Annotated in this window: 22 protein-coding genes; 11 read left to right on the top strand and 11 right to left on the bottom strand. The window is 57.2% G+C overall.

Annotated elements, in window-relative coordinates:
- Window positions 1-150: 150 nt before the first annotated feature.
- The 11 genes from HMPREF1556_RS01355 to pheS all read right to left on the bottom strand — a co-directional run bounded on the left by HMPREF1556_RS01355 (window position 151) and on the right by pheS (window position 11,949).
- Entirely contained in the window at window positions 151-2,436 is a 2,286-nt protein-coding gene (locus HMPREF1556_RS01355) for a BamA/TamA family outer membrane protein (RefSeq protein ID WP_021666388.1), read from the bottom strand.
- Window positions 2,423-3,178 (bottom strand): shikimate dehydrogenase, encoded by a 756-nt coding sequence (locus tag HMPREF1556_RS01360; protein WP_021666389.1) that lies wholly within the window; start codon window positions 3,176-3,178, stop codon window positions 2,423-2,425. The genes HMPREF1556_RS01355 and HMPREF1556_RS01360 overlap by 14 nt, the downstream gene beginning before the upstream one ends.
- Before the next feature lie 19 nt (window positions 3,179-3,197).
- Window positions 3,198-4,373, bottom strand: coding sequence for a bifunctional cobalt-precorrin-7 (C(5))-methyltransferase/cobalt-precorrin-6B (C(15))-methyltransferase (locus HMPREF1556_RS01365; protein WP_021666390.1), 1,176 nt, complete (start codon window positions 4,371-4,373; stop codon window positions 3,198-3,200).
- Between the two features lie 318 nt (window positions 4,374-4,691).
- Window positions 4,692-5,717 carry a tRNA epoxyqueuosine(34) reductase QueG gene (gene queG, locus HMPREF1556_RS01370; protein ID WP_021666391.1) on the bottom strand — a complete coding sequence of 342 codons (1,026 nt, stop codon included), beginning with the start codon at window positions 5,715-5,717 and terminating at the stop codon, window positions 4,692-4,694.
- A gap of 37 nt (window positions 5,718-5,754) precedes the next feature.
- Window positions 5,755-6,711, bottom strand: coding sequence for a hypothetical protein (locus HMPREF1556_RS01375; RefSeq protein ID WP_021666392.1), 957 nt, complete (start codon window positions 6,709-6,711; stop codon window positions 5,755-5,757).
- A 93-nt stretch (window positions 6,712-6,804) separates the two neighbouring features.
- A complete protein-coding gene (locus HMPREF1556_RS01380; RefSeq protein ID WP_021666393.1) occupies window positions 6,805-7,704 on the bottom strand; it encodes a DUF3828 domain-containing protein in 900 nt (299 codons plus the stop codon).
- Window positions 7,705-7,807: 103 nt separating this feature from the next.
- Window positions 7,808-8,563, bottom strand: a complete 756-nt coding sequence (locus HMPREF1556_RS01385) for an ABC transporter permease (protein WP_021666394.1) — start codon at window positions 8,561-8,563, stop codon at window positions 7,808-7,810.
- Window positions 8,550-9,266 (bottom strand): ABC transporter ATP-binding protein, encoded by a 717-nt coding sequence (locus HMPREF1556_RS01390; RefSeq protein ID WP_044125036.1) that lies wholly within the window; start codon window positions 9,264-9,266, stop codon window positions 8,550-8,552. The genes HMPREF1556_RS01385 and HMPREF1556_RS01390 overlap by 14 nt, the downstream gene beginning before the upstream one ends.
- 27 nt (window positions 9,267-9,293) lie before the next feature.
- The gene (locus HMPREF1556_RS01395) at window positions 9,294-10,250 is read right to left on the bottom strand and encodes an ABC transporter substrate-binding protein (protein ID WP_021666396.1); all 957 of its coding nucleotides are present in this window, start codon (window positions 10,248-10,250) and stop codon (window positions 9,294-9,296) included.
- A 2-nt stretch (window positions 10,251-10,252) separates the two neighbouring features.
- The gene (gene nth, locus HMPREF1556_RS01400) at window positions 10,253-10,915 is read right to left on the bottom strand and encodes an endonuclease III (RefSeq protein WP_021666397.1); all 663 of its coding nucleotides are present in this window, start codon (window positions 10,913-10,915) and stop codon (window positions 10,253-10,255) included.
- Window positions 10,916-10,926: 11 nt separating this feature from the next.
- On the bottom strand, window positions 10,927-11,949 hold the full coding sequence (gene pheS / locus HMPREF1556_RS01405) for a phenylalanine--tRNA ligase subunit alpha (protein ID WP_021666398.1): 1,023 nt from the start codon (window positions 11,947-11,949) through the stop codon (window positions 10,927-10,929).
- A 327-nt stretch (window positions 11,950-12,276) separates the two neighbouring features.
- Here pheS and pyrH point away from each other — a divergent pair, with 327 nt between their 5' ends.
- The 11 genes from pyrH to HMPREF1556_RS01460 all read left to right on the top strand — a co-directional run bounded on the left by pyrH (window position 12,277) and on the right by HMPREF1556_RS01460 (window position 25,542).
- The gene (gene pyrH, locus HMPREF1556_RS01410) at window positions 12,277-12,987 is read left to right on the top strand and encodes a UMP kinase (protein ID WP_021666399.1); all 711 of its coding nucleotides are present in this window, start codon (window positions 12,277-12,279) and stop codon (window positions 12,985-12,987) included.
- Window positions 12,988-13,040: 53 nt separating this feature from the next.
- Complete coding sequence (frr, locus tag HMPREF1556_RS01415) at window positions 13,041-13,604, top strand: ribosome recycling factor (protein WP_021666400.1); 564 nt, start codon at window positions 13,041-13,043, stop codon at window positions 13,602-13,604.
- Between the two features lie 42 nt (window positions 13,605-13,646).
- A complete protein-coding gene (rsgA, locus tag HMPREF1556_RS01420; RefSeq protein WP_021666401.1) occupies window positions 13,647-14,600 on the top strand; it encodes a ribosome small subunit-dependent GTPase A in 954 nt (317 codons plus the stop codon).
- 13 nt (window positions 14,601-14,613) lie between these two features.
- Window positions 14,614-15,765 (top strand): CapA family protein, encoded by a 1,152-nt coding sequence (locus tag HMPREF1556_RS01425; RefSeq protein WP_021666402.1) that lies wholly within the window; start codon window positions 14,614-14,616, stop codon window positions 15,763-15,765.
- A gap of 51 nt (window positions 15,766-15,816) precedes the next feature.
- Window positions 15,817-16,743 (top strand): M48 family metallopeptidase, encoded by a 927-nt coding sequence (locus tag HMPREF1556_RS01430; protein WP_021666403.1) that lies wholly within the window; start codon window positions 15,817-15,819, stop codon window positions 16,741-16,743.
- Window positions 16,744-16,833: 90 nt separating this feature from the next.
- Window positions 16,834-17,883, top strand: a complete 1,050-nt coding sequence (locus HMPREF1556_RS01435; RefSeq protein WP_021666404.1) for a bifunctional oligoribonuclease/PAP phosphatase NrnA — start codon at window positions 16,834-16,836, stop codon at window positions 17,881-17,883.
- Window positions 17,884-17,926: 43 nt separating this feature from the next.
- Complete coding sequence (locus tag HMPREF1556_RS01440; RefSeq protein ID WP_021666405.1) at window positions 17,927-18,568, top strand: DUF4827 family protein; 642 nt, start codon at window positions 17,927-17,929, stop codon at window positions 18,566-18,568.
- A 9-nt stretch (window positions 18,569-18,577) separates the two neighbouring features.
- Window positions 18,578-19,972: a phosphoglucosamine mutase gene (glmM, locus tag HMPREF1556_RS01445; protein ID WP_021666406.1), complete on the top strand. Its 1,395-nt coding sequence runs from the start codon at window positions 18,578-18,580 to the stop codon at window positions 19,970-19,972.
- Window positions 19,973-20,220: 248 nt separating this feature from the next.
- Window positions 20,221-21,660 (top strand): 23S rRNA (uracil(1939)-C(5))-methyltransferase RlmD, encoded by a 1,440-nt coding sequence (rlmD, locus tag HMPREF1556_RS01450; protein ID WP_021666407.1) that lies wholly within the window; start codon window positions 20,221-20,223, stop codon window positions 21,658-21,660.
- Window positions 21,661-21,689: 29 nt separating this feature from the next.
- Window positions 21,690-23,213 carry a transglycosylase SLT domain-containing protein gene (locus tag HMPREF1556_RS01455; RefSeq protein ID WP_021666408.1) on the top strand — a complete coding sequence of 508 codons (1,524 nt, stop codon included), beginning with the start codon at window positions 21,690-21,692 and terminating at the stop codon, window positions 23,211-23,213.
- 61 nt (window positions 23,214-23,274) lie between these two features.
- Window positions 23,275-25,542, top strand: coding sequence for a GH92 family glycosyl hydrolase (locus tag HMPREF1556_RS01460; RefSeq protein ID WP_021666409.1), 2,268 nt, complete (start codon window positions 23,275-23,277; stop codon window positions 25,540-25,542).
- The last annotated feature ends 70 nt before the right edge of the window (window positions 25,543-25,612 follow it).

Raw genomic sequence — 25,612 nt, forward strand, 5'->3', positions numbered from 1 at the left:
AAAATATTTTCGTACGTAAGAAAATTTATTTCCGTGCGCACGGAAATTTTCCGCCTTGCCCAGAGCGGTCATTCGCTCCGGGCAAGGCGGATCATTTGGATGGGGAAAGAGGGGGAGGCGGGACGGGTGAACTTCCTCCTAGACTTCGCCCTAGAACGGATAGCCGATGGCGAAGTTGAAGGCCAGCAGTTGCTTGGGCTCTTGGTAGGAGATCACCCAGGGGCGTCCCTCTTCGCTCTGCGGATCATAGAGCTTCACCCCGACGTCGAAGCGCAGGACGAAGTAATCAAAGTCCCAGCGCAAGCCCAGCCCCGACGACAGGGCGATCTCCTTGTAGAAGCGATCCCACTGGAAGTCGCCTTGGGGCTGATTCTCGTAGGGGCGCATCGTCCAGATATTGCCCGCATCAGCGAAGAGCGCCAGCTGCAGGGGGCCAAGGACCTTCATCCGATACTCGGCGTTGAGCTCGAGCTTGATATCCCCGACTTGGTCGAAGATCGAACGGCTGGCCGAGCGGGGCATGCTCCCCGGGCCCAGCGTGCGGGCAGTCCAGCCTCTCAGGCTATTCGCCCCGCCGGCGAAGTAGCGCAGGTCGACGGGCACGTACTGGCTATTGCCGTAGGGATAGGCGACGGCTAGACCAAGGTGGTAGGCGAAGGCATTCCCTTCGCCGAGCTTGCGAAGACCGCTGTAGTCGGCTTCGGCCTTGACGAACTGGGCGAAGTTCGTACCGAAGAAGGCGTACGAACCGTAGACGTCTCGCTTGCGCCCGAGCGCCGACGAGAGCCCGTAAAGCAAGCTCCCCGACGACTGGAAGAAGAGGCGGAGGTTGTGCACCCAGGGCGACGTGGCCCGGCGGTAATCGTTGAGCGAGTTGTAGCGGAAGAGGTAGGAGGCGCCGAGGACGAACTGGTCTCGGTAGTTGAGGATCTGCGTGATCAAAGGCATCGACCGACGGAAGTCCTCGTTGATGTAGCCGAAGTGCAGGAAGTTCAGATCGATGACCTTGAGGTGGTGGCGGTAGGCAGGCGTGTAGTGACTGTGCCAGCTATACCCCCATTCCAGCGAGAAGACATCACGGCTGAACTCTGGGCGCCGGTGGTGATCGTAGCTCATCTGCAGGTTCGTCGTCGACTGGATGGTCGAAGGGCCCTTCGACCCCACGAGCGGGAAGAGAAGCTTGGGGAAGGTCAGGCCCACTTCCACCCCGTAGTTCAGGTGCTCGTTGCGCCGACTTCTGAGGCTCTCGTAGCCCCCACGAAGCTGGAGGCGCAGGACTTCCCCTCCGTGGAAGAGGTTAGCGTTCTGGAAGTTCAAGGACGAACTGACGCCGAGGCTTCCCGAGGAGTTTGTCCCGACGATGTCGCCCCCGATGCTCTTGGTCTGCGCCGAGGTGGCGAGTATGTCGCAGTTGAGGAGCGCCGAGTCCCCCGAGAGCGAGTCTACGTGGTACTGGATCGATACGCCCTGAAGGGAAGACAGCTCGCTCAGCGCCGCGTAGGTCGACGACGTATGCTGCGAAGAATAGAGCTGCCCCGGGCGGATCCAGATACGGCGTGCCAGTTCGCTCGGACGAATGTAATGATCGGGGTCCAGACCGAAGCTAATCCCCGCCCGCTCGGCCTCGTAGCTGGGGAGGATTCCCTCCCGATGAGGGCGTTGCTTCATCTGCACCCGACCGATGCGATATACTTCGTCGGGAGCGGAGATGACACTGCGTACCCAGACGTCCGAAGCCACGAGCGTGTCGAGCTCGAAGCGGACGCTGTCGGCCGTGAAGGTGTAGTAGCCTCGGTTGCGGAAGATCTGGGAGATACGCTCCTGCTCCAGCTGCATGGCTCGGGGCGAGAGGATCGCTCCCGAATGCAGGTAGGAGCGGTAGCGTTCGCCACGGAAGAGGCGCTTCTCCCGAAGCGTATCCTGCGGATGAAGGAGCGGACGGAGCGTCGTGTCGCTGAGCGCTTCCTCGAAGTGCCCTACCTTCAGACGGCTCCCTGGCGTGATGACATAGGTCAGGCGGGCACGCTTGGAGCGGGTCGTATCTACTTGGAGCTCGGTCTTAGCCTTGAGGTAGCCGAGGTTGTACATAGCGGCGGTGAGGTTCGCTCGCCCGAACTCCGCCTCCTCGGCGTTGTACAGCACGGGCGGGTCGCCCCACTTACGGAGCTGTCTGCTCACGAAGCTATTGCTCTTCGGGTTGCTGAGACTATAGACGTAGAGTGTCCAGTCGAAGAGACCAAGGAGCTTCGTATTGGGCTGTTGGGGCAGGAAGGTAGTTAGGTCCCCAAGTTGCTCCAGCTCGGCGGGCGGAAGCGAGTCCACACGGATAGACACCTTGGAGAGGAGATAGCTCCCCGGCTCGACGTGCCTCGTCGTCGAGCAAGAGGCCAATATGAGGAGAAGCCCTAGGACGAGGGCACTTCTAGTCTTCTTCATTCGTAGTCCAAATCTTCCAAGCTTCATCGGCCTGGATATGTAGCATCTCGAGTCCGTCCTTCGTCCGTGCACCCCGCTCGGAGGCTCGGCTTAGGAAGGTCGTAGGCGAAGGGTTGTAGATGAGGTCGTAGCAGATATGCTCCACCCCGAGCGCTTCGTAGGGCAAGGGAAGTGCGTCGCCAAGTCGAAGCCCCACGGGGGTAGCATTGATCCAGAGCTTTGTCCGCTGAGCCTCCTCGGCTGTCAAGTCCCCGTAGCTCATCTGCCCCGAGCGTGGCGTACGGCTCACCTGACCGTAAGAGATCCCCAGCAGGTCCAGGCCACGAAGGACAGCCGAGGCCGCCCCACCCGTCCCGAAGACCCAAGCCTCGGGGCGCTCCCTCCGAAGGAGCTGAGCCAGCGACCGACGGAAGCCTTCTACATCGGTATTATAAGCCTTGAGGATGGGCTTCCCTTCGGGGGTGCGTCGCACGGAGAGTACGTTGGCTGCTCCAAGGAGCTTCACCTCATCGGAGCATTCGCTGACGTAGCGGAGCACCTCCCGCTTGTAGGGGAGGGTGACATTGAGCCCTCGTAGATCGGGGTACGCTTCGAGGAGCAAGGGAAGCTCTTCGATCCGCTCCAGCTCATAGAGTTCGTACGAAGCATCAATCCCCTCACGCTCAAAGAACGCACGGAAGTAGCCCGGGGAAAAAGAATGCGTCAGCGGTCGGCCGATAAGTCCGTAGGTATAACGTGCCATCTCCCTATCCTCAGATACCCTAGTCTCTGCGCCCCTTGGCCTGCAGGATCGTGATCGGATTGTGGCTGTCGACGGCTAGGCGAGTCTCGTAGGTAATAGCCCAGCCAATCTCGGCTATAGAGTCACGGAAGAGCTGAAGCGTCTCCTCGGAGACCGAGTTGAAGACGATGATCCCATCCTCCCCCATCAGTTCCGCTAGGCGTGCGACGAACTCAGGCAGTCGCCCCCCATGTCCTCCGATGAAGGCGGCCTCTGGACGAGGAAGGCTCTCCAAAGGCTGGGCGAGGAAGTCCCCGATATGATAGTCGATCCCAGGAGCGTGGAAGCGCTGGCTGTTCGTCTCCATCAGCTCTGTGCCCTCCTCCCGCACTTCGAAGGCCGTCACCGTGAGATGAGGGTAGCGGAGCTTAGCCTCGATGGAGACCGAGCCCGTACAGAAGCCGACATCCCAGAAGCTCCGTCGACGCTCCAGCTCCAGCAGGCTCAGGCTCACCAGGCGAATAGGCATCTTCGTGATCATATTCACCCGTCCATTCAAGGGGAAGAAGTCCAGTTCCTTGAGCCCGAGAGGAGCGTCATAGGGCTGAGGCTCCACCGCTTCGATGATCAGGCAATTGGGATGAGGGAAGTCCTTCGTGACGACTTCCTCGAGGGGGAGCGAATAGGTCTCTTCCCGCTCACCACCGAGGAGTACCCCTATGTACATTCGATAGGCGGTATAGCCGTAGTCGAGCATACGCTTAGCGATGGTGGCAGGCGTATTCTTCCGATCCGTCAGCACCCCTACCTTGTGCGCCCGCTCGATGAGGGCTCGATCGAACTCGTGCCAAGGGCGCCCCGTCAGCGAGACGACACGCATGTCGTGGTACGGCAGGCGGAGGGCGTGCGCCAGCATCTGTAGCGAACTGAAGGAGGGGAAGGTCTTCGTGACTCGTCCCTCGAACTCACGCATCAGCGTCGTCGTGAACCCGAAGAAGAGCGGGTCACCCGAGGCGAAGACCAGGACAGGCTCATCATAGAGCCGATACTGAGCATACACATCGCTCAGCGGGACGACGATATCGATCCAGACGGCGCCCTCGGGTAGGAGCTCTCCGACGAGCTCTCTATGGCGACGGCCTCCAGAGAAGATGCGGTGCTCGGAGATCAGCCTCCGTACTTCATCGGGGAAGAGCGGGCACTTCTCATCATTCATACCTATGACGACGAAGGAGAGCCCTTTTGGGTGGGAATTATATTCGTTCAAAAGTCTTGTCTTGCTTGATTTACTATGGAGAGCAAAATTACAACAAATAAGGCCGAGCTCAGCTAAGACCCTCACTCCTTACTTACTTTATTTAATGCTTTAGGTACCCATTCATGGGTCGACGAAGGTCCCCATGAATGGGTCGGTCGGGTGACCCATGCATGGGTCTATCCGGGACCCCATGTATGGGGAAGTTCTCTCCCCATGGTGATTCAAAGGATGAGTATACCAGACTGCTCCCCCTCGGAAGAGAGGAGGGAAACATCGTCAGTCAGCAGGGTCGGTGGAGTCGGGAGAGGTAGGACGAACGAAGCGACGCACCGATGGGGTATCGGTCGGGGCAGTGGGAGTGGAGAAGTTCGCCCGAAGATCTCGGATCGTCCTTTGGAGCCCCGAGAGACCAGCCCGCTTGACGGCAGTCCCAGCGAAGAGGGCTAGATACTCCTCTTCGGTCATGCTCTCCAGTTGCTCTGGGGAGAGAGAAAGGAGTGCTTCCCGAGGGGTATAGTCAGCGACCTTCGTCGGGCGAGCATAGCGATTCCATGGACAGCACTGCTGGCAGGCATCACAGCCATAGACCCGCCTACCCATACGCTCCCGTAGCTCTTCGGGGATCTCACCCTTCTGCTCAATGGTCAGGTAACTGATGCACCGACGAGCGTCCAACTTCCCGGGAGCAACGAAGGCTCCCGTAGGACAAGCCTGCTGACAGCGCTCACACCGCCCGCAGAGATTACGCATCGGAGTATCGTAGGGGAGCTCTATATCTACCAGCAGTTCGCCGAGGAAGAAGTAACTCCCTGCTCGTGGGATGATCAGCAGGCTATTCTTCCCACGCCAGCCTAGCCCAGCCTTCTCCGCCCAGTAGCGCTCCATGATCGGAGCGGAGTCGGAGAAGGCTCGCCCCTCGACCTGAAGACCTAGCTGCTCCCGCATGTAGTGTAGGAGGCTATCGAGGCGCTTCTTGACCACCTTATGATAGTCTCGTCCGTAGGCGTAGTAAGCGAACTGTGGAGCCTCGGGATCTTGCTTCGTCTCTGGGTAGTAGTTCATCGCCACGAGGATGAGCGACTTCGTCCCAGGGAGCAAGAGCCTAGGATCTGAGCGAAGCTCCCTATTGCGGGCTAGGTAATCCATGTCTCCATGATAGCCTGTGTCTACCCAGTCGTCATACTCCTGCATGATCTCCTCGGGTACAGCATTAGCTTCAGCTATCCCACAAGCAGAGAAGCCGAGGCGGTAGGCCTCGGCTTTGATCTCAGTGACGATGTCGTGTAGGGGATGTCGCTCCAATGGGATGGACGCTTCGGTATCTAGGAGAACTCCTAGGCTAACTATTGCGGAAGACCCACGAAGAGCGGTAGGAGGGATGCTCCTTCACTAGCGTATTCAGGTAGGCATAAGCCTCCGCTGACGAGGGGAAGGAAGTAAGGCATAGGCGGATCGTGCGCCCATGAGGAGAGCGGAGAGCGACGAGATGAGCCTCTGGGAATGCATCTCGCACCTCGGTGAGGTAGCCCTGTATGCGCTCCTCCGTCCGCTCTGTAGCTAAGACGATGTAGTAGCGACCATCCTGCTCCACAGACCAGCTGAGTCCGCCCTTAGTCTGCTCCTCTGCACGAGGCTCAGCTACGACTTCCTGCTCTCCGAAGAGCTGACGTGCCGCCTCGATCGAGGGAGTGAATCCCGCCTGATAGTGCGCCGTGGTCTCTGCCCGATTGCCCCAAGGGAGTAGTGCTAGGATGGTGAAGATAGCCACCGCTGCATAGCCTAGGGCACGCTTGGAGAGACGCAGAGATATGTAGCGCCCATCACGCTCAGATCGGGAGCGACGTGCGCCCTTAGAGCAAGACTGCTGAGAGGGAAGTTCGGGGAGGGAGAGAGGGGCATAGCCGTAAGAAGCCGACTGGGTAGCTAGAGCGTGAGCGCTAGGCACGAAGCTCAGCTGGCCCTCCTGAGAGAGGGAGAGTTCGCCGACGCCTGAGAGCTCGTAGTGCCCCTGCTTGATCAGACTCAGTCGGAGCTGACGCACTTCCTCCTCCAGAACGAGACGAGCACGTCTAAGGGAGAGCCCTAGTAGCTCGGCGTAGCGCCCCTCTAAGAGGCCATCGCTATGGATAAGGGCCTGATTGAAGTGGAGCTCCGCTGAAGGAGGATAGGCGAGTCGCTTAGTAGGATCATAGTTGGCAGGGAGCTTCTCTCGGATGAACCCACCTAGCTGGGGGACTACCACGTACTCGTGGCGCAGGAGGAGGTAGGAGATCTGCTCGGCGAGGCGACTATTCATTATCTTCTTCGGCTTATTACTGTAATCGTAGCACAAAGATAGCCATAAATAGCATAATTACCCCAGATATAGGCCGTTGGGGCGGACAAAGGTCTAGGGCTGGAGATCCAGACGATAGCCTCCGGTAGAGAGGCGCACTGCACGCACTAGAAGCTTACGAGGGAGGGTGCGATCGTTCGAACTAGGATTGTAGAGGACTTCCAACAGATCGGAGGTAGCACTCGGACGGACGACGAGCGAAGAGCACCACGTAGGGTCGAAGTCGGTATTGTCAATGAGGACATCGAAGTAGCCACTCTCCACCTCGCCGGTCGTGGCTAGTCTGTCGTAGTAGAGCTGGATCGTCTGTGGGGTGCAGTAGCGATCACGTAGGGTCTTCAGTTCCTCTTTAAGAGTAGGCTTCATGGCTAGATAAGCAGAGATATAGCGCTTGTAGAAGGAGAGGACGAAGGCCGAAGGGCTGGACTCGTCGACTCGGTCAATCGAGGCAAAGGGATTAGCAAGGAGGCGATCGCCATAGGCCGTCTCATGCCAGGGGGGCGTGATGAAATCAATCAGGTACTTCGCCCCTACCTTCTTCAGACGGAGGGGGATCGCCTGATAGCCCTCCCCTTCCCCAAAGGAGACCTGATACCAATCTTGACCTAGGCTACGGATCTTGAGGCTATGCTCAGCCCCCGAGTCGATATCCTGAGCACGGAGGATGGGATCAAGGTCCGTCATGGCACGTACCCGCTCTAGCTTAGCCTTAGCCTCAGGGGTGACGTGCGCCAGGATGAGTGAATCCATCTGCTCGGGTTCATACATGCGGTCAAAGGATCGGATATACTCCGTGTAGAAGCGACGTATCGTCGACTCAGGAGCAGAGGTGTGCTTTCGTGCTACGCTGCTCTTCGGTGAGGAGGCACGCTTAGCCTTCTGAGCGAAGCTCGTGGAGGTAGAGAAGAGCGAGAGGATGAGGAGAAGAGAAAAGGTAGATAATCGTTTGACCATCGAGAGTGATTGCTTTAGGAGGTAATACGATGCTGTGGAGCACTCCTTAGGATAGAGGCTCTCTATATAGGACAACGTATACGTAGGCAGATGCGTATAGTCCTCAGTCTTCCTCCGCCTCCCAAGGGCAGAGTAGCGCCTCTAGCGAGTCGATGAGGATGAAGAGCCCGACCCCAAGCAAGCTCAGCAGTACGATCCCCCCATACATATCTAGATAGTCGATACGCATCCAAGCATCGGAGATATAGTAGCCGAGTCCCTCAGTCGTGCCATAGGTCTCCGTGACGAAGAGCACCGAGATAGCCGTACCGATAGCGATACGTAGAGCTGAGAGAGCGGCAGGAAGCGCTGCAGGGAGGAGAAGATGGCGTAGCAGACCCAGCGTCCCCGCCCCCAGTGAACGGGTGACGGCGAAGTGCTCCCGAGGGATACTGAGGAGGGCATCACGCATGGATACTGAGAGCTGGAAGAGGATGATGAGTACGATCATCACGACCTTAGTGATCTCACCCAGCCCACCTAGGAGCATGACTACAGGGAGGAGGGCAAGCTTAGGGATCGGATAAGAGAAATAGATGAAGGTAGAGAGCACCCGCCCTATGCGAGGGTAGAGCATCATCACGAGAGCAATCACCGAGGCAAGGAGCGTAGCGATCAAGATCCCCCACCCGATACGCTCTAGGCTCACTACGGCATGAGTAAGCAGACTAGAGCCATCCATCCGAAGCAGGTGCGCATATACTGTCCAAGGAGCTGGTAGCACCTCGGAGGCGATCATGTAATAGCCTCCCAGCCAGAGAACATGCAGGATGATGGCTCCGAGGAGGAGCTGTAGGAGGTGACGGCTAAAGGGCTTCATCGAGGGTACGTAACTTAGCCTCCAGATCCAGCCTCGAGGCACCACGATAGTCTCCGAGGAGTGTACCTGGTGTGCCCCCCAGTAGCAGGGTGCGCTGGGCGAGGGTCGTAGCCTCCTCAGGGCTGTGTGTGACACAGAGGGTCGGGACAGGATAGCGAGCCCAGAGCTCTAGGAATAGCTGACGTGAGCGCTCTGCAGTCGCCACATCGAGCGCCGAGAAAGCTTCGTCGAGGAGCAGCAGGTCTGGTTGCATGATGAAGGCTCGAGCGAGGGCGACACGCTGTCGCTGACCTCCGCTAAGCTGATGGGGGTAGCGATCCAGAAGGTCGAGGAGTCCCAAGGTCTCTAGGATCTCCTGCTGGAGCTCGGGCGAGACGCTCCGCTTACCCAGAGCTGAGGGGAGGAAGATATTGCTCGCTACCCTCTTCCAAGGGAAAAGCCCATACTGCTGAGGTACAAGAGCGATCTGATGCGTCCGTGGGCTGATGGGTAGATCATCGAGGAGGAGGTGACCACTCGTCGGGGTGACGATCCCCGAGAGACAGTGTAGGAGCGTAGACTTACCACTCCCCGAAGGTCCTGTGATCGTGACGATCTCCCGCCCCATAGAAAAAGTAATACCCACCAGCACCTCGGTAGATCGGCGCCGATGAGTATAGCTTACTGTGAGCTGTGAGACCCGAAGGAGATGAGGCTCTGTCATCCGTCACTGGGGAGCGCTTCGCTCCGTCTATTGCGCTGGGAGGGCGGTGATCAGCCCCTCAGCCGTGTAGGTCGATGGGACGAGGCCCTTCTCCTTCATCCACTCGAGGATGGGGGTAAGGTCGTCTGCCTGAGGAGCAGTTACCTTAGTGTAGGTGGGGAGAGGGATGCGCATAGCTAGGTCCTTAGGTACTCCGAGGAGCTTCTCCAGAGCACCCGCCCACTCGGAGCGAGGATGGGACTGCATATAGTCAATAGCTTGGTTGTAGCCAGAGACGAAGGAGCGGACAGCCTCCTCCTTAGAGGTCAGTGCCGAGCGCTGGAAGAGCAGGCCCGTGATCCCGACCGTCAGTCCCCGAGGCACGTCGATAGCGACTAGCCCCTTAGACTGACCGATGGTAGCGAAGGGCTCGGGGAGGATGGCGGCATCCAGCTCTCCCGAGCGAAGCATCTCCAGACGGATGGGTATCTTCTGCACCTCGACACGGGTATAGGCAAAGGGCTTACCATGAGCATCCACCAGGCTACGCTCCGTAGCATAGTCGATGAGGGTATTCGATGAGAGCCCCACACGCTTGCCCCGTAGATCAGCTACCTGATCGAGGTCGTTGTCCCGTCCGAAGACGAGACGGAAGCTCCCCTGACAGGCGATGGGTAGGGAGACCTCGAGCCCCTTGGAGTGCAGGAGCATAGCCCCCATATAGTCGGTGACCGAAGCATCTACTGCCCCTGTCTGGAGCGCTGCATCACGCTCCATAGGAGAGGCAAAGCGTACGATCTCTATGGGCATAGAGAAGAAGCCCTGCTGCTCTGCGATGGCTATCGGGAGATAGTCGACAGAGGGCATCACACCGATGGAGAGATGAGCCTTGTCGGAGGCATCCTTACCCTTCTTGGCACAGGCCTCAGAGAGGAAGAGTGCCCCAGCGATGAGGGCAAGACCAAGACCCAGCCATAGGCCTGTCCGGTGCTTTCTTCGTTTCATATCTATTCTTTCGACTTTGATTTCTTCCGCTCCTGCTGGGCATAGTACCGGCAGTAGGGTCTAAGGCCACACTCCGAGCAGTGAGGTCGGCGAGCGGTGCATACATAGCGTCCGTGGAGGATCAGCCAATGATGCGCCTTGGGAACGAGGGCCTCAGGGATGTACTTGAGGAGGGTCAGTTCTGTCTGGAGTGGAGTCTTAGAGTTGGTCGTGAGTCCGATCCTATTGGAGACACGGAAGACATGGGTATCGACCGCCATCGTAGGACGATGGTAGATGACCGAGGCGATGACATTGGCCGTCTTGCGCCCTACCCCAGGGAGCTTCATCAGGGCTTCACGCTCCTCGGGTACTTCTCCTTGATGGTCCTCGACGAGCTTCTGTGATGTAGCGACGAGGTAGCCTGCCTTGGAGCGAGGATAGCTCACACTACGTATCAGCTCGAAGATATCATCTACCTCAGCTCGTGCCATGATCTCTGCCGTCGGATACTGACGGAAGAGACGGGGGGTGATCATGTTGACCCTCTTGTCCGTACACTGAGCAGAGAGGATGACCGCTACGAGGAGTTCGAAGGGAGTAGTATAGTGTAGCTCGGTCTCGGCCACAGGCATGTGCTCCTCGAACCATGCGATCACCCCTTCGTAGCGCTCCTTGCGAGTCACGATCTTAGGGACTAGTGTGCAGCCTTGAACTGCTCCAGGAAACGAACGTCATTCTCCGAGAAGAGACGTAGGTCGCTGACTCGGTATTTGAGGTTCGTGATGCGCTCTACACCCATACCGAGGGCATAACCGCTGTACTTACGGCTATCGATCCCGCAATTCTCTAGGACATTGGGGTCGACCATACCACAGCCGAGGATCTCTACCCAGCCCGTGTGCTTACAGAAGTTACAGCCCTTACCGCCACAGATATTACAGGAGATATCCATCTCTGCTGAAGGCTCTGTGAAGGGGAAGTACGAAGGACGCAGACGGATCTTGGTATCGGAGCCGAACATCTCTTGGGCGAAGTAGAGGAGTACCTGCTTCAGGTCGGCGAAGGATACATTCTGATCCACATAGAGAGCCTCTACCTGATGGAAGAAGCAGTGTGCACGGTAGGAGATCGCCTCGTTGCGATAGACACGCCCTGGGCAGATGATGCGGATAGGAGGCTCGGAGGCGAGCATCGTGCGGGTCTGCACCGAGGAGGTGTGGGTACGAAGGAGCGTACCTGGGACATTCTTCACGAAGAAGGTATCCTGCATATCACGTGCAGGATGGTCTTCGGCGAAGTTGAGCGATGAGAAGACATGCCAGTCATCCTCGATCTCAGGACCTTCGGCGATAGAGAAGCCGAGACGAGCGAAGATGGAGCAGATCTCCTGCTGGACGATCGTCAGCGGGTGGCGTGTACCCAGAGGCACAGGATAAGCCGTACGAGACCAGTCGATCCCCTCTTCGGATGAGTCACCACCCGAGGAGAGCGAAGCACGTAGCTCGTTGATCTTGTCCGTAGCTAAGTTCTTGAGTGCATTCAGCAGTTGGCCTACCTGTCGCTTCTCTTCGTTGGGGACGGACTTGAACTCATCGAAGAGCTGAGAGACGAGCCCCTTCTTACTGATATACTTGATGCGGAGATCTTCGACCTCTTGCTCAGAGCGTGCAGAGAGCGCCTGTAGCTCGGCCCTCAGCTGTTGTATTCTTTGTTGCATGAACTAAGTTCCCTTGGATTTAGGTGCGTAAAGTTAGCGAATTCCTCGCACTCACGTGGACCAGAGGGTCGTCATGGGTCAGAACGAGGAGCCATCGGTGCAAGCTCTGGAGAGGGAAGCATAGGGAACTGAGGCGACCCATCATAGGTCGTCCAAGGGACCCATGCATGGGTCGTCGAGGTACCCCATGAATAGGTGACCGATGCGACCCATGAATGGGGTCCTTCAGTCCTCCATGATAGGAGAGCGAAGAGCGGGAAAGAATGTATTAGGCGTAAAAGTCGTTTCTTTGTACTAATAAACAATAGTCATCATAAGAAGAACTCAATGAATCACTTCAAGCGTGTCCTACTCAAGCTCAGTGGCGAGTCGCTCATGGGAGCTAAGCAGTATGGTATTGATACAGATCGGCTATCCGACTATGCTCGAGATATCCAGGTAGCTGTAGAGATGGGTATCCAGGTAGCTATCGTCATCGGTGGAGGTAATATCTTCCGAGGTCTCAGCGGTGCAGCCGATGGCTTCGACCGAGTACAGGGCGACCAGATGGGGATGCTCGCTACCGTCATCAACAGCCTGGCCCTAGGCTCTCGCCTCACCTCACTAGGGGTGAAGAACCGTGTCCTCACTGCTATCCGCATGGAGCCCATCGGCGAATTCTACTCCAAGCGTCGTGCTGTCGACGCCCTCGAAGCAGGGGAGGTCGTCATCCTCTCTGGAGGTACGGGGAATCCCTTCTTCACCACCGACACGGGCTCATCCCTGCGTGGGATCGAACTCGAAGCCGATGTGATGCTCAAGGGGACACGTGTCGACGGGATCTACACCGCCGACCCAGAGAAGGACCCCACGGCTACTAAGTTCGACCGGATCACTTATGATGAGATCTATAATCGAGGGCTCAAGGTCATGGACCTGACGGCCACCACGATGTGCCGTGAGAACAACCTGCCGATCATCGTCTTCGACATGGATACTCCAGGCAACCTCATCAAGGTACTTCGTGGCGAGTCGATCGGTACCTACGTAGGCTTCTAGAGCTGGTAAGAGCAAACAATCCCAACCTAAAATACAATAGACAACAATTCTCTATGAGTGAACTAAAAGGGCTGATCGCTGAGGCTGGTGCCCAAATGGAAAAGACCGTTGAGCATCTCGAAGAAGCCTTGGCACGAGTACGTGCAGGTAAGGCCAACGTCAAGATCCTAGATGGGATCATGGTCGAGTACTATGGGAGCTTAGTTCCCCTGACTCAGGTAGGCACCGTCACCATCCCTGATGCCAAGAGCATCGTCATCACCCCATGGGAGAAGGGGATCATCCGAGATATCGAGCGTGCGATCATCAACTCTCCTCTCGGCATCACACCCGAGAACAATGGGGAGCTTATCCGCCTCGGCATCCCCCCTCTGACGGAAGACCGTCGTCGTGAACTCGTCAAGCAGGTCAAGGCCGATGCTGAGACTGCTAAGGTCAGCGTCCGTAATACTCGCCGTGATACCAACGATGCTATCAAGAAGAGCATCAAGACGGACAATACCCCCGAGGATGTAGCCAAGGATGCAGAAGCCGAGGTGCAGAAGCTCCACGACCGATATATCAAGAAGATCGACGAACTCTTCTCTGCCAAGGAGAAGGAGATCATGACTGTCTAGTCTACGCCTCTACTTGACTACAATCATTAAGCAGTAGCATCCTTGACCGGCTTAGTCATCAAGAACACGGGTAGCCACTACATCGTCCTCACTGAGGATGGTGTAGAGCGCTCGTGCCTAGCTAAGGGCAACCTCCGCCTGAGAGGCTTTCGCTCCACCAACCCCATCGTCGTAGGTGACCACGTAGAGGTCACCCTCAGCGAAGGTCAGGGCGAGGAGGAGGCGCACTACATCCGTGATATTCTTCCCCGCAAGAACTATATCATCCGTCGTGCTGCCAACCTCTCCAAGGAGTCCCATATCCTAGCAGCCAACATCGATGCCTCGCTCCTCATCTGCACGGTAGCAGCCCCAGAGACAAGTACGACCTTCATCGATCGCTTCCTCGCCACTGCAGAGGCCTATCGTGTACCTACGGAGCTCGTCTTCAACAAGATCGACCTCTACCCTCCCGAGGCTATCGAGTACATGGAGGAGCTCATCCAGCTCTACAGCAGTATCGGCTACCCTTGCCACCGAGTCTCAGCGACCACGGGCGAAGGTGTAGGAGACTTGATCGATCACCTCAAGGGGAAGATCACCCTCTTCAGTGGGCACTCCGGTGTCGGTAAGAGCACCCTGATCAACCAGCTCATCCCTGGAGTAGAGCTCCGTACGGGATCGATCTCGCTGGCCCACTTCAAGGGGATGCACACCACCACCTTCTCTCAGATGATCCCCCTGCCCTACCCCGAGGATGGCTACCTAATAGATACCCCAGGGATCAAGGGCTTTGGGATGCTGGAGATGGAGGAGGCCGAGGTATCGCACTACTTCCCTGAGCTCTTCGAGATCAGCAAGGCATGTCGCTTCGGCAACTGTACTCATACCCACGAGCCAGGCTGTGCCGTGCGGGAGGCTGTAGACGAAGGGCGCATAGCCCCCTCTCGCTACGTCAGCTACCTCGGCATCCTAGAGGACAAAGAGGGCGGTAAGTATCGCCCCGAATACAAGTAGATAGACTCATCCCGTGACACACCTCCGCTCTAGATACCTCGAGGCATGCCTCCTAGGCGTCCTCTCCATCCTACCTAGCCTTGCCTGTCGAGGGAGAGGGAGTGCCTATGCCCAGGAGCATAGAGATAGCACCCTCACTAGCCCTGAGGGGACGAGTGACACCCTTCATCTCGTCTTTGCGGGCGACATCATGACCCATGGCCCGCAGATACGAGCGGCCCTCAGAGGCGATGGTCAGTATGACTTCCGCCCCTCCTTCTCCCTCGTCAAGCCCCTCATAGCAGAGGCTGACCTAGCGGTGGGCAATCTAGAAACGACCTTCGGAGGGAAGCCTTACAGTGGCTACCCGATGTTCTCCTCTCCTGAGGCCTTCGGTGAAGCCCTCAGAGATGCAGGCTTCGACGTGCTGACCACAGCTAATAACCATAGCTGTGACCGAAGACGCTACGGTGTGGTCCATACCATTGATATCCTCGACAGCCTAGGCATAGCTACCACGGGGAGCTACCGCACGAGAGAGGAGCGCACGAGTCGTACCCCGCTCCTCGTGACAGTCAAGGGCGTGAAGCTGGCTATCCTAGCCTACACCTATGGCACCAATGGTCTACCCATCCCCTCCCCTGCCTTGGTCGACACGATCAGTAGGGCACAAATCGCCCGTGACCTGCAGCGAGCAGACAGCCTCGGCGCCGACTACAAGATCGTACAGATCCACTGGGGCAATGAGTACGAGCGCCTCCCTAATAAAAGGCAGAAGGATCTAGCTCAGTGGCTCACCGACCAAGGTGTCCATGCCATCATCGGGAGTCACCCGCATGTGGTCCAGGAGAGCACCTTCCTCAAGCGCCAGGATACCCTAGGGGACTCGACATTCGTTGTCTATTCGATGGGGAACTTCATCAGCAACCAGATCACCCCTCCGGGGACTCGGGGTGGGATGCTCCTCTCCCTAGAGCTCATCCGAGACCAAGCTAAGGGTAGCTGGACGACCCAGCCCCACTATCAGTATGTCTTCGTCGAGAAGCGTAGTCCTCGGGGAGAGGCGTTCTATCGCCTTCGCCCTATCCAGCTATCCGACTCGAGCTATGTCGACCTAGCTCGTCGGGAGGCGCTTGACCTACAAGCCCTCCAGCGGTACTATCGGTCGATCAGCCTAGCTCCCTAGGCCTTTACTCCTATTTCATTCACTCTTCACTGATTTTATCACACTTATCCTATGAAAAGATTCGCTGTCCTCCTAACCGGGCTCTTCTCCATGGGGCTACTCATCCTCTCTAACTGCGGGACGGTACCCATCACAGGGCGTCGTCAGCTCAACCTCGTATCTGATGGGGAGATCTTAGCAGCTAGTGCAACCCAATATCGTCAGTTCATCAGCCAGTCGCATATCAGTAATAATGGTACCTACAACGCTAAGGTGACCCAGGTCGGTCGCCGACTAGCAGCTGCGACCAATACCTTCCTCAAGCAGAACGGCTATGAGTCGATGCTCTCCTCCCTGAGCTGGGAATTCAACGTCGTCGACAGCAAGCAAGTCAATGCCTTCTGTATGCCTGGAGGGAAGATCGTCGTCTATACAGGGCTACTCAACCTCGTCGGTAATGGAGCCCACTCGGATGATGAGCTCGCTGCCGTCATGGGCCATGAGCTAAGCCATGCTCTGGCCAAGCATGCCAACGAGCGTATCAGTAACCAGATGCTCGTCCAGGCTGGAGGTCAGCTCCTCGGCGCTGCCGTAGGGAGTCGCTCCCAGATGCTTGGGTCGCTGATCAACCAAGCCTATGGTATCGGAGCTCAGGTAGGTGTCATGCTCCCCTTCGGACGTAAGCAGGAGTACGAAGCCGACAAGATGGGTCTCGTGCTGATGGCGATGGCGGGATACGATCCTCGCTATGCAGTAAGCTTCTGGCAGAAGATGGCTCAGTCCAAGGGAGGGAACCAGACCAATGAGCTCCTGAGCACCCACCCTAGCGATGCCAATCGTATCAAGGCTATCGAGGAGTATCTCCCCACAGCCCTCCAGTACTATCAGGGAGGGAGTAGCCGACAGAGCACGGGCCGTACGACCTCGATCACGAAGAAGAGAGGTTCCTCTCGTGAGGTGTCAGCTAACGATATCGGGAGCTACCTCAATGGACGCTAACGTAGAGCTCCAAGCCCTATCCACATGGTACCACCAAGACCCATGTCGTGGGATACTCATCCTACCGACATGGGTCTCCTACATAGACCTATGAGTAAATATATCTGGAGCGACCAAGATCTAGCTAAGCTGAAGCAACTCATCCTCGAGCGGGACAAGATCGTCATCTTCCCTCACACGGGACCCGATGGTGATGCCCTCGGCAGTACTCTGGCTTGGGCAGGTCTCCTTCGCTCGGCTCATCCCGGAGCTTCGGTGCATGTCATCAGCCCCGACCCCATAGAGAGCTACCTCGCTTGGCTCCCCGCCCTTGATGAGCTCGTCATCTTCCCCCTCGAGGAGGAGCGGAGCCTTCAGCTCATCGCAGAGGCTGACCTCATCTTCCACCTAGACCACAATCAGATCAGTCGCCTGCGCTACCCACGGCTTGTCGAGGCGGCTACGAGCGCTCAGGCTCCTCGAGTGCTCATCGACCATCACCTCTATCCCGAGGCAGGCTTCGACCTCACCTTCAGCTATGCAGATGCCTCGGCTACCAGCGAACTCATCCACGCCCTGGCATTAGTCCTCGGCTGGAGATCCGCTATCACCCCCGATCTGGCGACACTACTCCTCACGGGTATCATCACCGATACGGGGCGCTTCATGTACAGTCACCTCTCCCCCGAGCTCTTTGTCACGACTTCGGACCTCCTTGCCCTAGGAGCAGACTACTCCCATGTGATCGATCGCCTCTCCTACCACAATCCCGAGGTGCAGATACGCCTTCAGGGCTATGTCCTCGACCAGAAGCTAGAGCTCTACCCCGAGCTACGTGCTGCCTGCATCACACTGACCCAAGAGGAGCTCCGTCGCTTCGGGGCGTCCAAGGGCGACACCGAGGGTCTGGTCAATATCCCCCTCACCATCGAGGGCATCGACTGCTGTTGCTTCATCCGAGAGGACAAGAGTCAGATCAAGCTCTCCTTCCGATCCACTGGGGACTTCCCCGTCAATCGTATCGCTAGCGAAGGCTTCGGAGGTGGGGGACACCTCAACGCTGCAGGAGCAGAGCACCAAGGCACAATAGAAGAGGCTAAAAATATCTATCTTTGTCAGCTAAGGAGATTTAACGACTCCACCGGGAGCACCTGCTCCTAAGATAAGATAGCCTCATCATCAAGTAGCATACTTCAGAATCACAATGAATAGACTCATCTCTCATCGCATCACCCTCCTTCTCTTGCTACTCATCCCGCTCCTGGCTCTAGGTAGCTGCAAGAAGAACCGTACTGTCAAGCCTCTCTCTCAGCTCAAGAAGGAGCAGCGACGTGCCATCGATCGTCTGATCAAGGAATCCTCCTTCAGGATCGTCAACCGAAACGATGAGACCCTCCCTGAGACCATCGACCCTAATGTCTTCTACAAGCTCTCCAATGGGCTCTACCTCCGTGTCATCGACAAGGGGAGCGCTCGTCCTGAGGTGGGTAAGACCGTCGTCGCAGTAGAGATCAAGGGCTACTTCTTCAATGACTCCCAGGCGAAGGGTGCAGAGTTCGACAACGTAAGCGAAGCAGGGGTTCGCCCCCTTCTCTTCCGCTACATCTCCCAGTATAGTAGCGATGGGACGGTGCACTACAGTCCGATCAACGACGGAGGGCTCACGACAGTCTACGACAACCTCCTCTGCGAAGGCGTCGCCTTCCCCATGTCCGTCCTAGGCAATGGAGCGGTAGTAGAGCTCATCGTCCCCTTCGAGCTTGGTCCCACCCAGAACTATACCGCAGGGAATAGCATCTACGTACAGCGAGCTTCGTACGTCTTCTACGAAAAGCCTAAGCAATAATCCACACATATGACACTCATCAAATCCATCTCAGGTATCCGAGGTACCATAGGGGGGCACGTCTCCGATGGGCTCAATCCCGTCAGCACGGCCCAGTTCACTGCAGCCTATGCAGCCTTCATACGCAAGCACTCGGGTAAGGCACGTCCCCTGATCATCGTAGGTCGAGATGCACGCATCTCGGGGATCATGGTCAACCGCATCGTCACCGGTACACTCCTCGGTATGGGGTGCGATGTCATCGATATCGGACTAGCTACGACACCGACCACAGAGATGGCAGTCACGGGGAAGGAGGCCGATGGAGGGATCATCCTCACGGCGAGCCACAACCCCAAGCAGTGGAATGCACTGAAGCTCCTCAACGGTCGGGGAGAATTCCTCAGCGATGCCGATGGTAAGGAGATCCTTCGCCTAGCGGAGCATGAGGACTTTGACTTCGCTGAGGTCGATGAGATGGGTACGCTCCTAAGTGAAGAGAGCTACCTCGATGATCATATCCAGGCTGTCCTAGCTCTACCAGCTGTCGATGTCGAAGCTATCCGTAGAGCGAACTTCCGTGTGGCCTTCGATAGCGTCAACTCTGTGGGGGGGATCGCTCTCCCTGCACTCTTCAAGGCTCTCGGCGTCGATCACGTCACGGCGCTCAATGCCGAGCCTACTGGGCACTTTGCACATAACCCCGAGCCCCTCCCCGAGCATCTCGTCGATATCTGCTCCGCTATCGGGACGAGTCAGGTAGATGTAGGCTTCGTCGTCGATCCCGATGTAGACCGTCTAGCGATCATCGATGAGCGTGGCACGTTCTTCGGTGAGGAATATACCCTCGTAGCGGTAGCAGACTACCTTCTCTCGCTCAATGGTGGAGGGAACACGGTATCGAACCTCAGCTCTACCCGTGCTCTAAGGGACGTCACGGAGCGGCACGGAGGTACCTATACGGCAGCGGCTGTAGGTGAGGTCAATGTCGTCACTAAGATGAAGGAGACCGGTGCCCTAATCGGTGGTGAAGGGAACGGTGGAGTGATCTACCCTGAGCTTCACTATGGTCGTGATGCCCTCGTGGGTATCGCCCTCTTCCTCTCCCTCCTAGCTAAGAGCGGGAAGAAGGTCAGTGAGCTCCGAGCCACCTACCCAGACTACTACATGAGCAAGCAGCGTGTCGACCTCCCTCAGGGTGTCGATACAGAAGCCCTGCTCTCCCGACTAGCTCGTGAATATCAGGACAAGGGTACGATCAACCTCATCGATGGGGTGAAGATCGACCTACCTACTCAGTGGGTGCATGTACGTAGAAGTAATACAGAGCCCATCATCCGTATCTATACCGAAGCTCCCTCGAGTGAGGAAGCTCAGGCACTAGCCGACGAATTCAAGGCTACCCTCCTCTCCTATCTCGACTAAGAGATCGAAGCCCAAAGCCTCCACAGGGATGCGAGCTAGCTAAGATGGCTCTCCCCTCTTGAGGCTTTGGGCTCTCTACTTTAGGGCTATCCCGGACCTCCTTGACAGGGCGCCCGACCATGGAGTAGTCTCCATGCACGCTTGATCACCCAGAGCTGTAGAGTGGCTGTAGCTATTAGCCCCCAGCTCCATGAGGGGTAGATCAAGACTTCACTCTTCCTACCACAACAAACGGTTTATCATATTCATTGGCACGAAAGAAGAAAGAGCTTCCTCTCCTAGAGGGAGTATCCATCACAGGTCTTGCAAGTGAAGGGAAAGCCCTGACGCATGTCGAGGGTAAGGTACTCTTCGTACCCTTTGCTGCTCCTGGTGATATCTGTGACATCCAGGTCACGAAGAAGAAGAACAGCTTCATGGAGGGTAAGATCGCACGTCTCACGACTCCATCCCCCCAGCGCGTCACTCCCATCTGCTCGCACTTCACCGTCTGTGGGGGATGTAAGTGGCAGCACCTCCCCTACTCTCTTCAGCTAGAGAGTAAGGCTCAAGTCGTCCGTGATGCCCTAGAGCGCATCGGGAAGGTACCCGTCGGTGAATATCTCCCCATCCTAGGCTCGAAGCAGACAGAGCGCTATCGCAACAAGCTGGAGTTCACCTTCAGTCACAAGCGTTGGCTCTTCCCCGAAGAGATGGATCGTATTCATGCGCTTCCCACACCTCCCTCTGCGAGTGAGCTCTCGGGGCTTGGGTATCACCTCCCTGGGATGTTCGACAAGGTGCTAGATATCGACATCTGTCATCTGGGCGCTACGATCATGGATGAGATCCGCCTCTTCGTTCGTGACTACTGCCTAGCCCGTCCCGAAGAGTACCCCTACTTCGATCTACGCAAGCAGGAGGGGCTCATGCGTACCCTGATGCTACGCACCACCTCCACAGGCGAGACGATGGTCGTAGTGATCTTCTTCCGTGAGGATGAAGAGGCTCGCACGGCTCTACTTACTGCGATCCAAGAGCGCTTCCCTGAGATCACCTCTCTCCTCTATGTCATCAACAGCAAGTGCAACGATACGATCGGCGACCAAGAGATCTATTGCTTCTATGGGCGAGACTATATCGAGGAGGAGATGGAGGGACTACGCTTCCGCATCGGCCCCAAGTCATTCTACCAGACCAATAGCCTTCAAGCCTATGAGCTCTACAAGGTAGCTCGGGAGTTCGCCGAACTTACAGGATCGGAGCGTGTCTATGACCTCTATACGGGGACAGGGACGATCTCCAACTTCGTCGCTCGTCAGTGTAGCTCGGTCGTCGGGATCGAATACGTGCCCGAGGCGATCGAAGATGCCCGTATCAATAGCTCGGTCAATCAGATCGACAACACGCTCTTCTATGCAGGCGACATGAAGGATATTCTGACCGAAGACTTCATCGCTCAGCACGGAGCACCAGACGTCATCATCACCGATCCCCCTCGTGCAGGGATGCACGAAGATGTCATCACGACGATCCTCCGGGCCGCACCACGGCGTATCGTCTACGTCAGTTGCAATCCCGCCACTCAGGCTCGTGACCTACAGCTCCTGACCGCCTCAGGGATGTATCAGGTGACGAAGTCTCGTGCGGTGGACATGTTCCCCCACACGCATCATATAGAGAACGTAGTACAGCTCGTACGTCTCTAGCCCCTTCACCCCTCATCTACAGCTATCCTATGATCCGAAGCTTCCTATCTAGACTTCCTCGTCCGACCCTCTTCTTGGCCTTAGGGATAGCTGTAGCTCTGGGGACTGGCTACCTCCTTAGACTCCGTACTCGGCAGGCTACAGAGCGGGAGATCACAGCCCGAAGGATGCGTCTACCCGACACCCTTCGTGTCGTGACGCTCTCGGGTGCTACGACCTTCTTCACCTACCGAGATGAGCCCATGGGCTATCAGTATGAGCTCGTCCAGCTCTTCGCACATAGCCGTCGTCTGCCGATGAAGCTCTATGTCACCCACAGCATGGAGGAGGCAGAGGAGATGGTCGAGCAGGGGCGTGTCGATCTGTGTATTACACCCCATGCCGTGACGCACTCTGCTAAGGAGCGCTTCCGCTTCGCTGGACCAGAGAGTCTCTCGGGACTAGTCCTCGTACAGCGCCGAGAGACAGCGGGGGATAGCGTCCCCTATCTGAGAGATGTCACGGGGCTCCTTGGTCAGGAGGTGACCGTCCTCTCGGGCTCTCGTGCCGAAGGGCGTATGGAGCGACTTGAGGAGCAACTAGGGGGGAAGATCCGCCTACGAGTCATCGAAGCCGATACGGTCAATACCGAAGACCTCATAGCTCAAGTTGCCTCCCGAGAGATCAACTACACCATCGCTGACGAAGACCTAGCTAAGCTCACCAAGACCTACTACCCTGGGATCGACATCTCGCTGGAGGTGGGCTTTGCCCAGCGACTACGCTGGTTCACCTCCTCGGAGGCTATAGGTCTAGCTGAGGCGCTGGATCAATGGGCCAAGAACATCCCAGAGGATGAGAGCTTCCGCCAGATCTATAAGCGCTACTTCGAGCTGAGCAAGGTGATGCCCTCCGAGACACCCTCCAGCCCTACGCCCAAGGGCGGTCGCTCTGAGCGGAGTGGGGAGAAGGAGTCCACGACACACGGAGCTAGCTCTATGCCTCACGCCAGTGGAAGCTCGGCTCAGGGGAGCTACGGGATCTCTGCCTTCGACAAACTCTTTGAGCGGGAAGCTCAGCGTATAGGGTGGCCCTGGCAGGTACTGGCCTCCATCGCCTATCAGGAGTCGAACTTCCGTCCGGAGGTCGTCGGTTGGTCTGGGGCAAGAGGACTGATGGGGATCATGCCCCGCACAGGGAAGATCTATGGGGCTAGCACTAAGGAGCTCCTCGACCCTGCTGTATCGGTACGTGTCGCCGTGGACTGTCTCCGCTCCATCGACGCTCTCTTCATCAACCAGATCACCAATCGGGAGGAGCGGATCAAGGTCACCCTTGCCGCCTACAACGCTGGTCCGGCACACCTACAGGATGCCGTACGTCTGGCCCAGAAGTACGGCTATGCCTCCGACAGGTGGGAGGGAGGTATCGAGACTGCCCTCCGCCTCAAGAGCGAAGCTAAGTACTACAATGATCCTGTCTGCCGTGCGGGCTACCTCCGAGGTAAGGGGGTGGCCAGCTATGTCGATCAGGTCATCGCACGCTACCACGGCTATCTGAGCCGAAGCCACTAGGCTCCTCTACGCACTCGCCCCCTACGAGACAGCCCTGCTATCTCCAGCTCACCTAACCCTTATGAAGAAACACCTCCGACACCTGGGCTTAGCCCTCGGTCTCTCCTCTGCACTCAGCCTAAGCGCTCAGCAAGCTCCGTCCACCTCGTACGTAGATCTCGTCAATCCCCTCGTCGGCACTCAGAGTGACTTCAGCCTAAGTTCGGGCAACACCTACCCCATCATCTCCCGCCCCTGGGGGATGAATAGCTGGACCCCTCAGACGGGCAAGATGGGGGACGGCTGGCAGTATAGCTATCAGGCGACGAAGATCAGAGGCTTCAAGCAGACCCACCAGCCTAGCCCCTGGATCAACGACTATGGGCAGTTCTCCCTCCTCCCCCAGACAGGGAAGAAGCCCCTCTTCGACGAAGACAAGCGAGCCTCCTGGTTCAGCCACAAGGCCGAAGAGGCACACCCCTACGCCTATGAGGTCTATCTAGCAGACTACGACACACGGGTACGCCTGGCCCCAACGGAGCGTGCGGTGGTCTTCGAGGTCGAGTTTTCCAAGCAAGCCCCCGCTGAGGAGCGCTGGATCCTCATCGACGCCTTTGATTCGGACTCAGAGCTCCAGCAGAAGGACTCCCGCACCCTCATAGGCATCAGTCGTAAGCATAGTGGAGGCGTGCCTCGGGGCTTCGCCAATTACTTCGTCGTACGCTTCACCCAGCCTATTCGCTCAGTCGTCCGAGAGGTACGGAGGGGCAAAGGGGGGAAGCATGCCCTCCTTGCTGTCAATCTCAGCGAGGGCAAGGAGCCTACGACGACATTCTATGTCGCCTCCTCGTTCATCAGCCCCGAGCAGGCACTGACCAACCTTCAGGAGGTCGCCCACCGCTCCTACTCCGAGGTACGATCCGAGGGGAAGGAGGTATGGGAGCGGGAGCTGAGTCGTATCGCTGTCACCGACTCCGAGGAGCGTATGAAGACCTTCTACAGCTGTCTCTATCGATCCCTGCTCTTCCCCCGTCGCTTCTATGAGATCAGCCCTAAGGGAGAGGTGCTCCACTACAGCCCCTACAGCGGGGAGGTGCTCCCAGGCTACCTCTATACGGACACGGGCTACTGGGATACCTTCCGTGCCCTGATGCCCCTCATCCATCTCGCCTATCCCGAGGAGGGAGCGAAGATGGCCGAGGGGCTAATGAATGCTTATCGGGAAAGTGGCTTCTTCCCCGAATGGGCAAGCCCAGGACATCGTGACTGCATGGTGGGGAATAATTCGGCCTCCGTCATCACCGATGCTTATCTCAAGGGGCTCGGGAAGATCGATCCCAAGGAACTCATCCCAGCCCTCCTGCATGGAGCGAACCAGGAGCACCCGACGATCCGCTCCACGGGTAGACTCGGCTACAAGTATTACAACGAGCTGGGCTACATCCCCTCAGATGTCGGGATCAACGAACATGCAGCACGCACGCTCGAGTATGCCTATGACGACTGGTGTATCCTCCAGGCGCTGAAGAAGGCTGGAGCAGGCGAGGCCGACCTCGCACTCTATCGTCAGCGAGCGCTCAACTACCGCAAGCTCTACGACCCCAGCCTAGGATGGATGCGTGGGCGTAAGAAGGATGGCACATTCCAGACCCCCTTCTCGGTCTTCAAGTGGGGGGATGCCTTCACCGAAGGCAATTCGCTACACTACAGCTGGTCGGTCTTCCATGATATCCAGGGGCTCATCGATCTGATGGGAGGAGACAAGGCTTTCACTCAGAAGCTCGACAGCATCTTCACCCTCCCTCCCGTCTTCGATGATAGCTACTACGGCTTCGTCATCCATGAGATCCGAGAGATGCAGATCATGGATATGGGCAACTATGCCCATGGCAATCAGCCCATCCAGCACATGATCTACCTCTACGACTATGCGGGAGAGCCGTGGAAGGCCCAGCACTGGGTGCGTCGGGTCATGGATAAGCTCTACTCAGATCGTCCCGACGGCTACTGCGGTGACGAGGACAATGGGCAGACCTCTGCCTGGTATGTCTTCTCTGCTCTGGGCTTCTACCCCGTGACCCCAGCACTGGGGCAATATGCCATCGGCACGCCCTACTTCCGTGAGGTACGACTTCGACTCCCCGAGGGACGAGAGCTCCTCATCAAGGCTTCTGAGACGAAGCATCCCTATATCCAGTCTGTGCAGTTCAATGGCAAGAGCTGGGATAAGACCTACCTGGATTATGCGGAGCTTCTGAAGGGAGGCACGCTTAGCTTCACGCTCGGCGACCACCCCTCACGCTGGGGGACACAGCCCGACGCTCGTCCCTATTCCTTCTCTAGAGAATAGGGTCGGTGAGACTACCCATTCATGGGTCCCTCGAGGGACCCATTCATAGGTGACAGAGGCGACCCATGCA

Source organism: Porphyromonas sp. oral taxon 278 str. W7784 (assembly GCF_000467855.2).
Classification (GTDB): Bacteria; Bacteroidota; Bacteroidia; order Bacteroidales; family Porphyromonadaceae; genus Porphyromonas.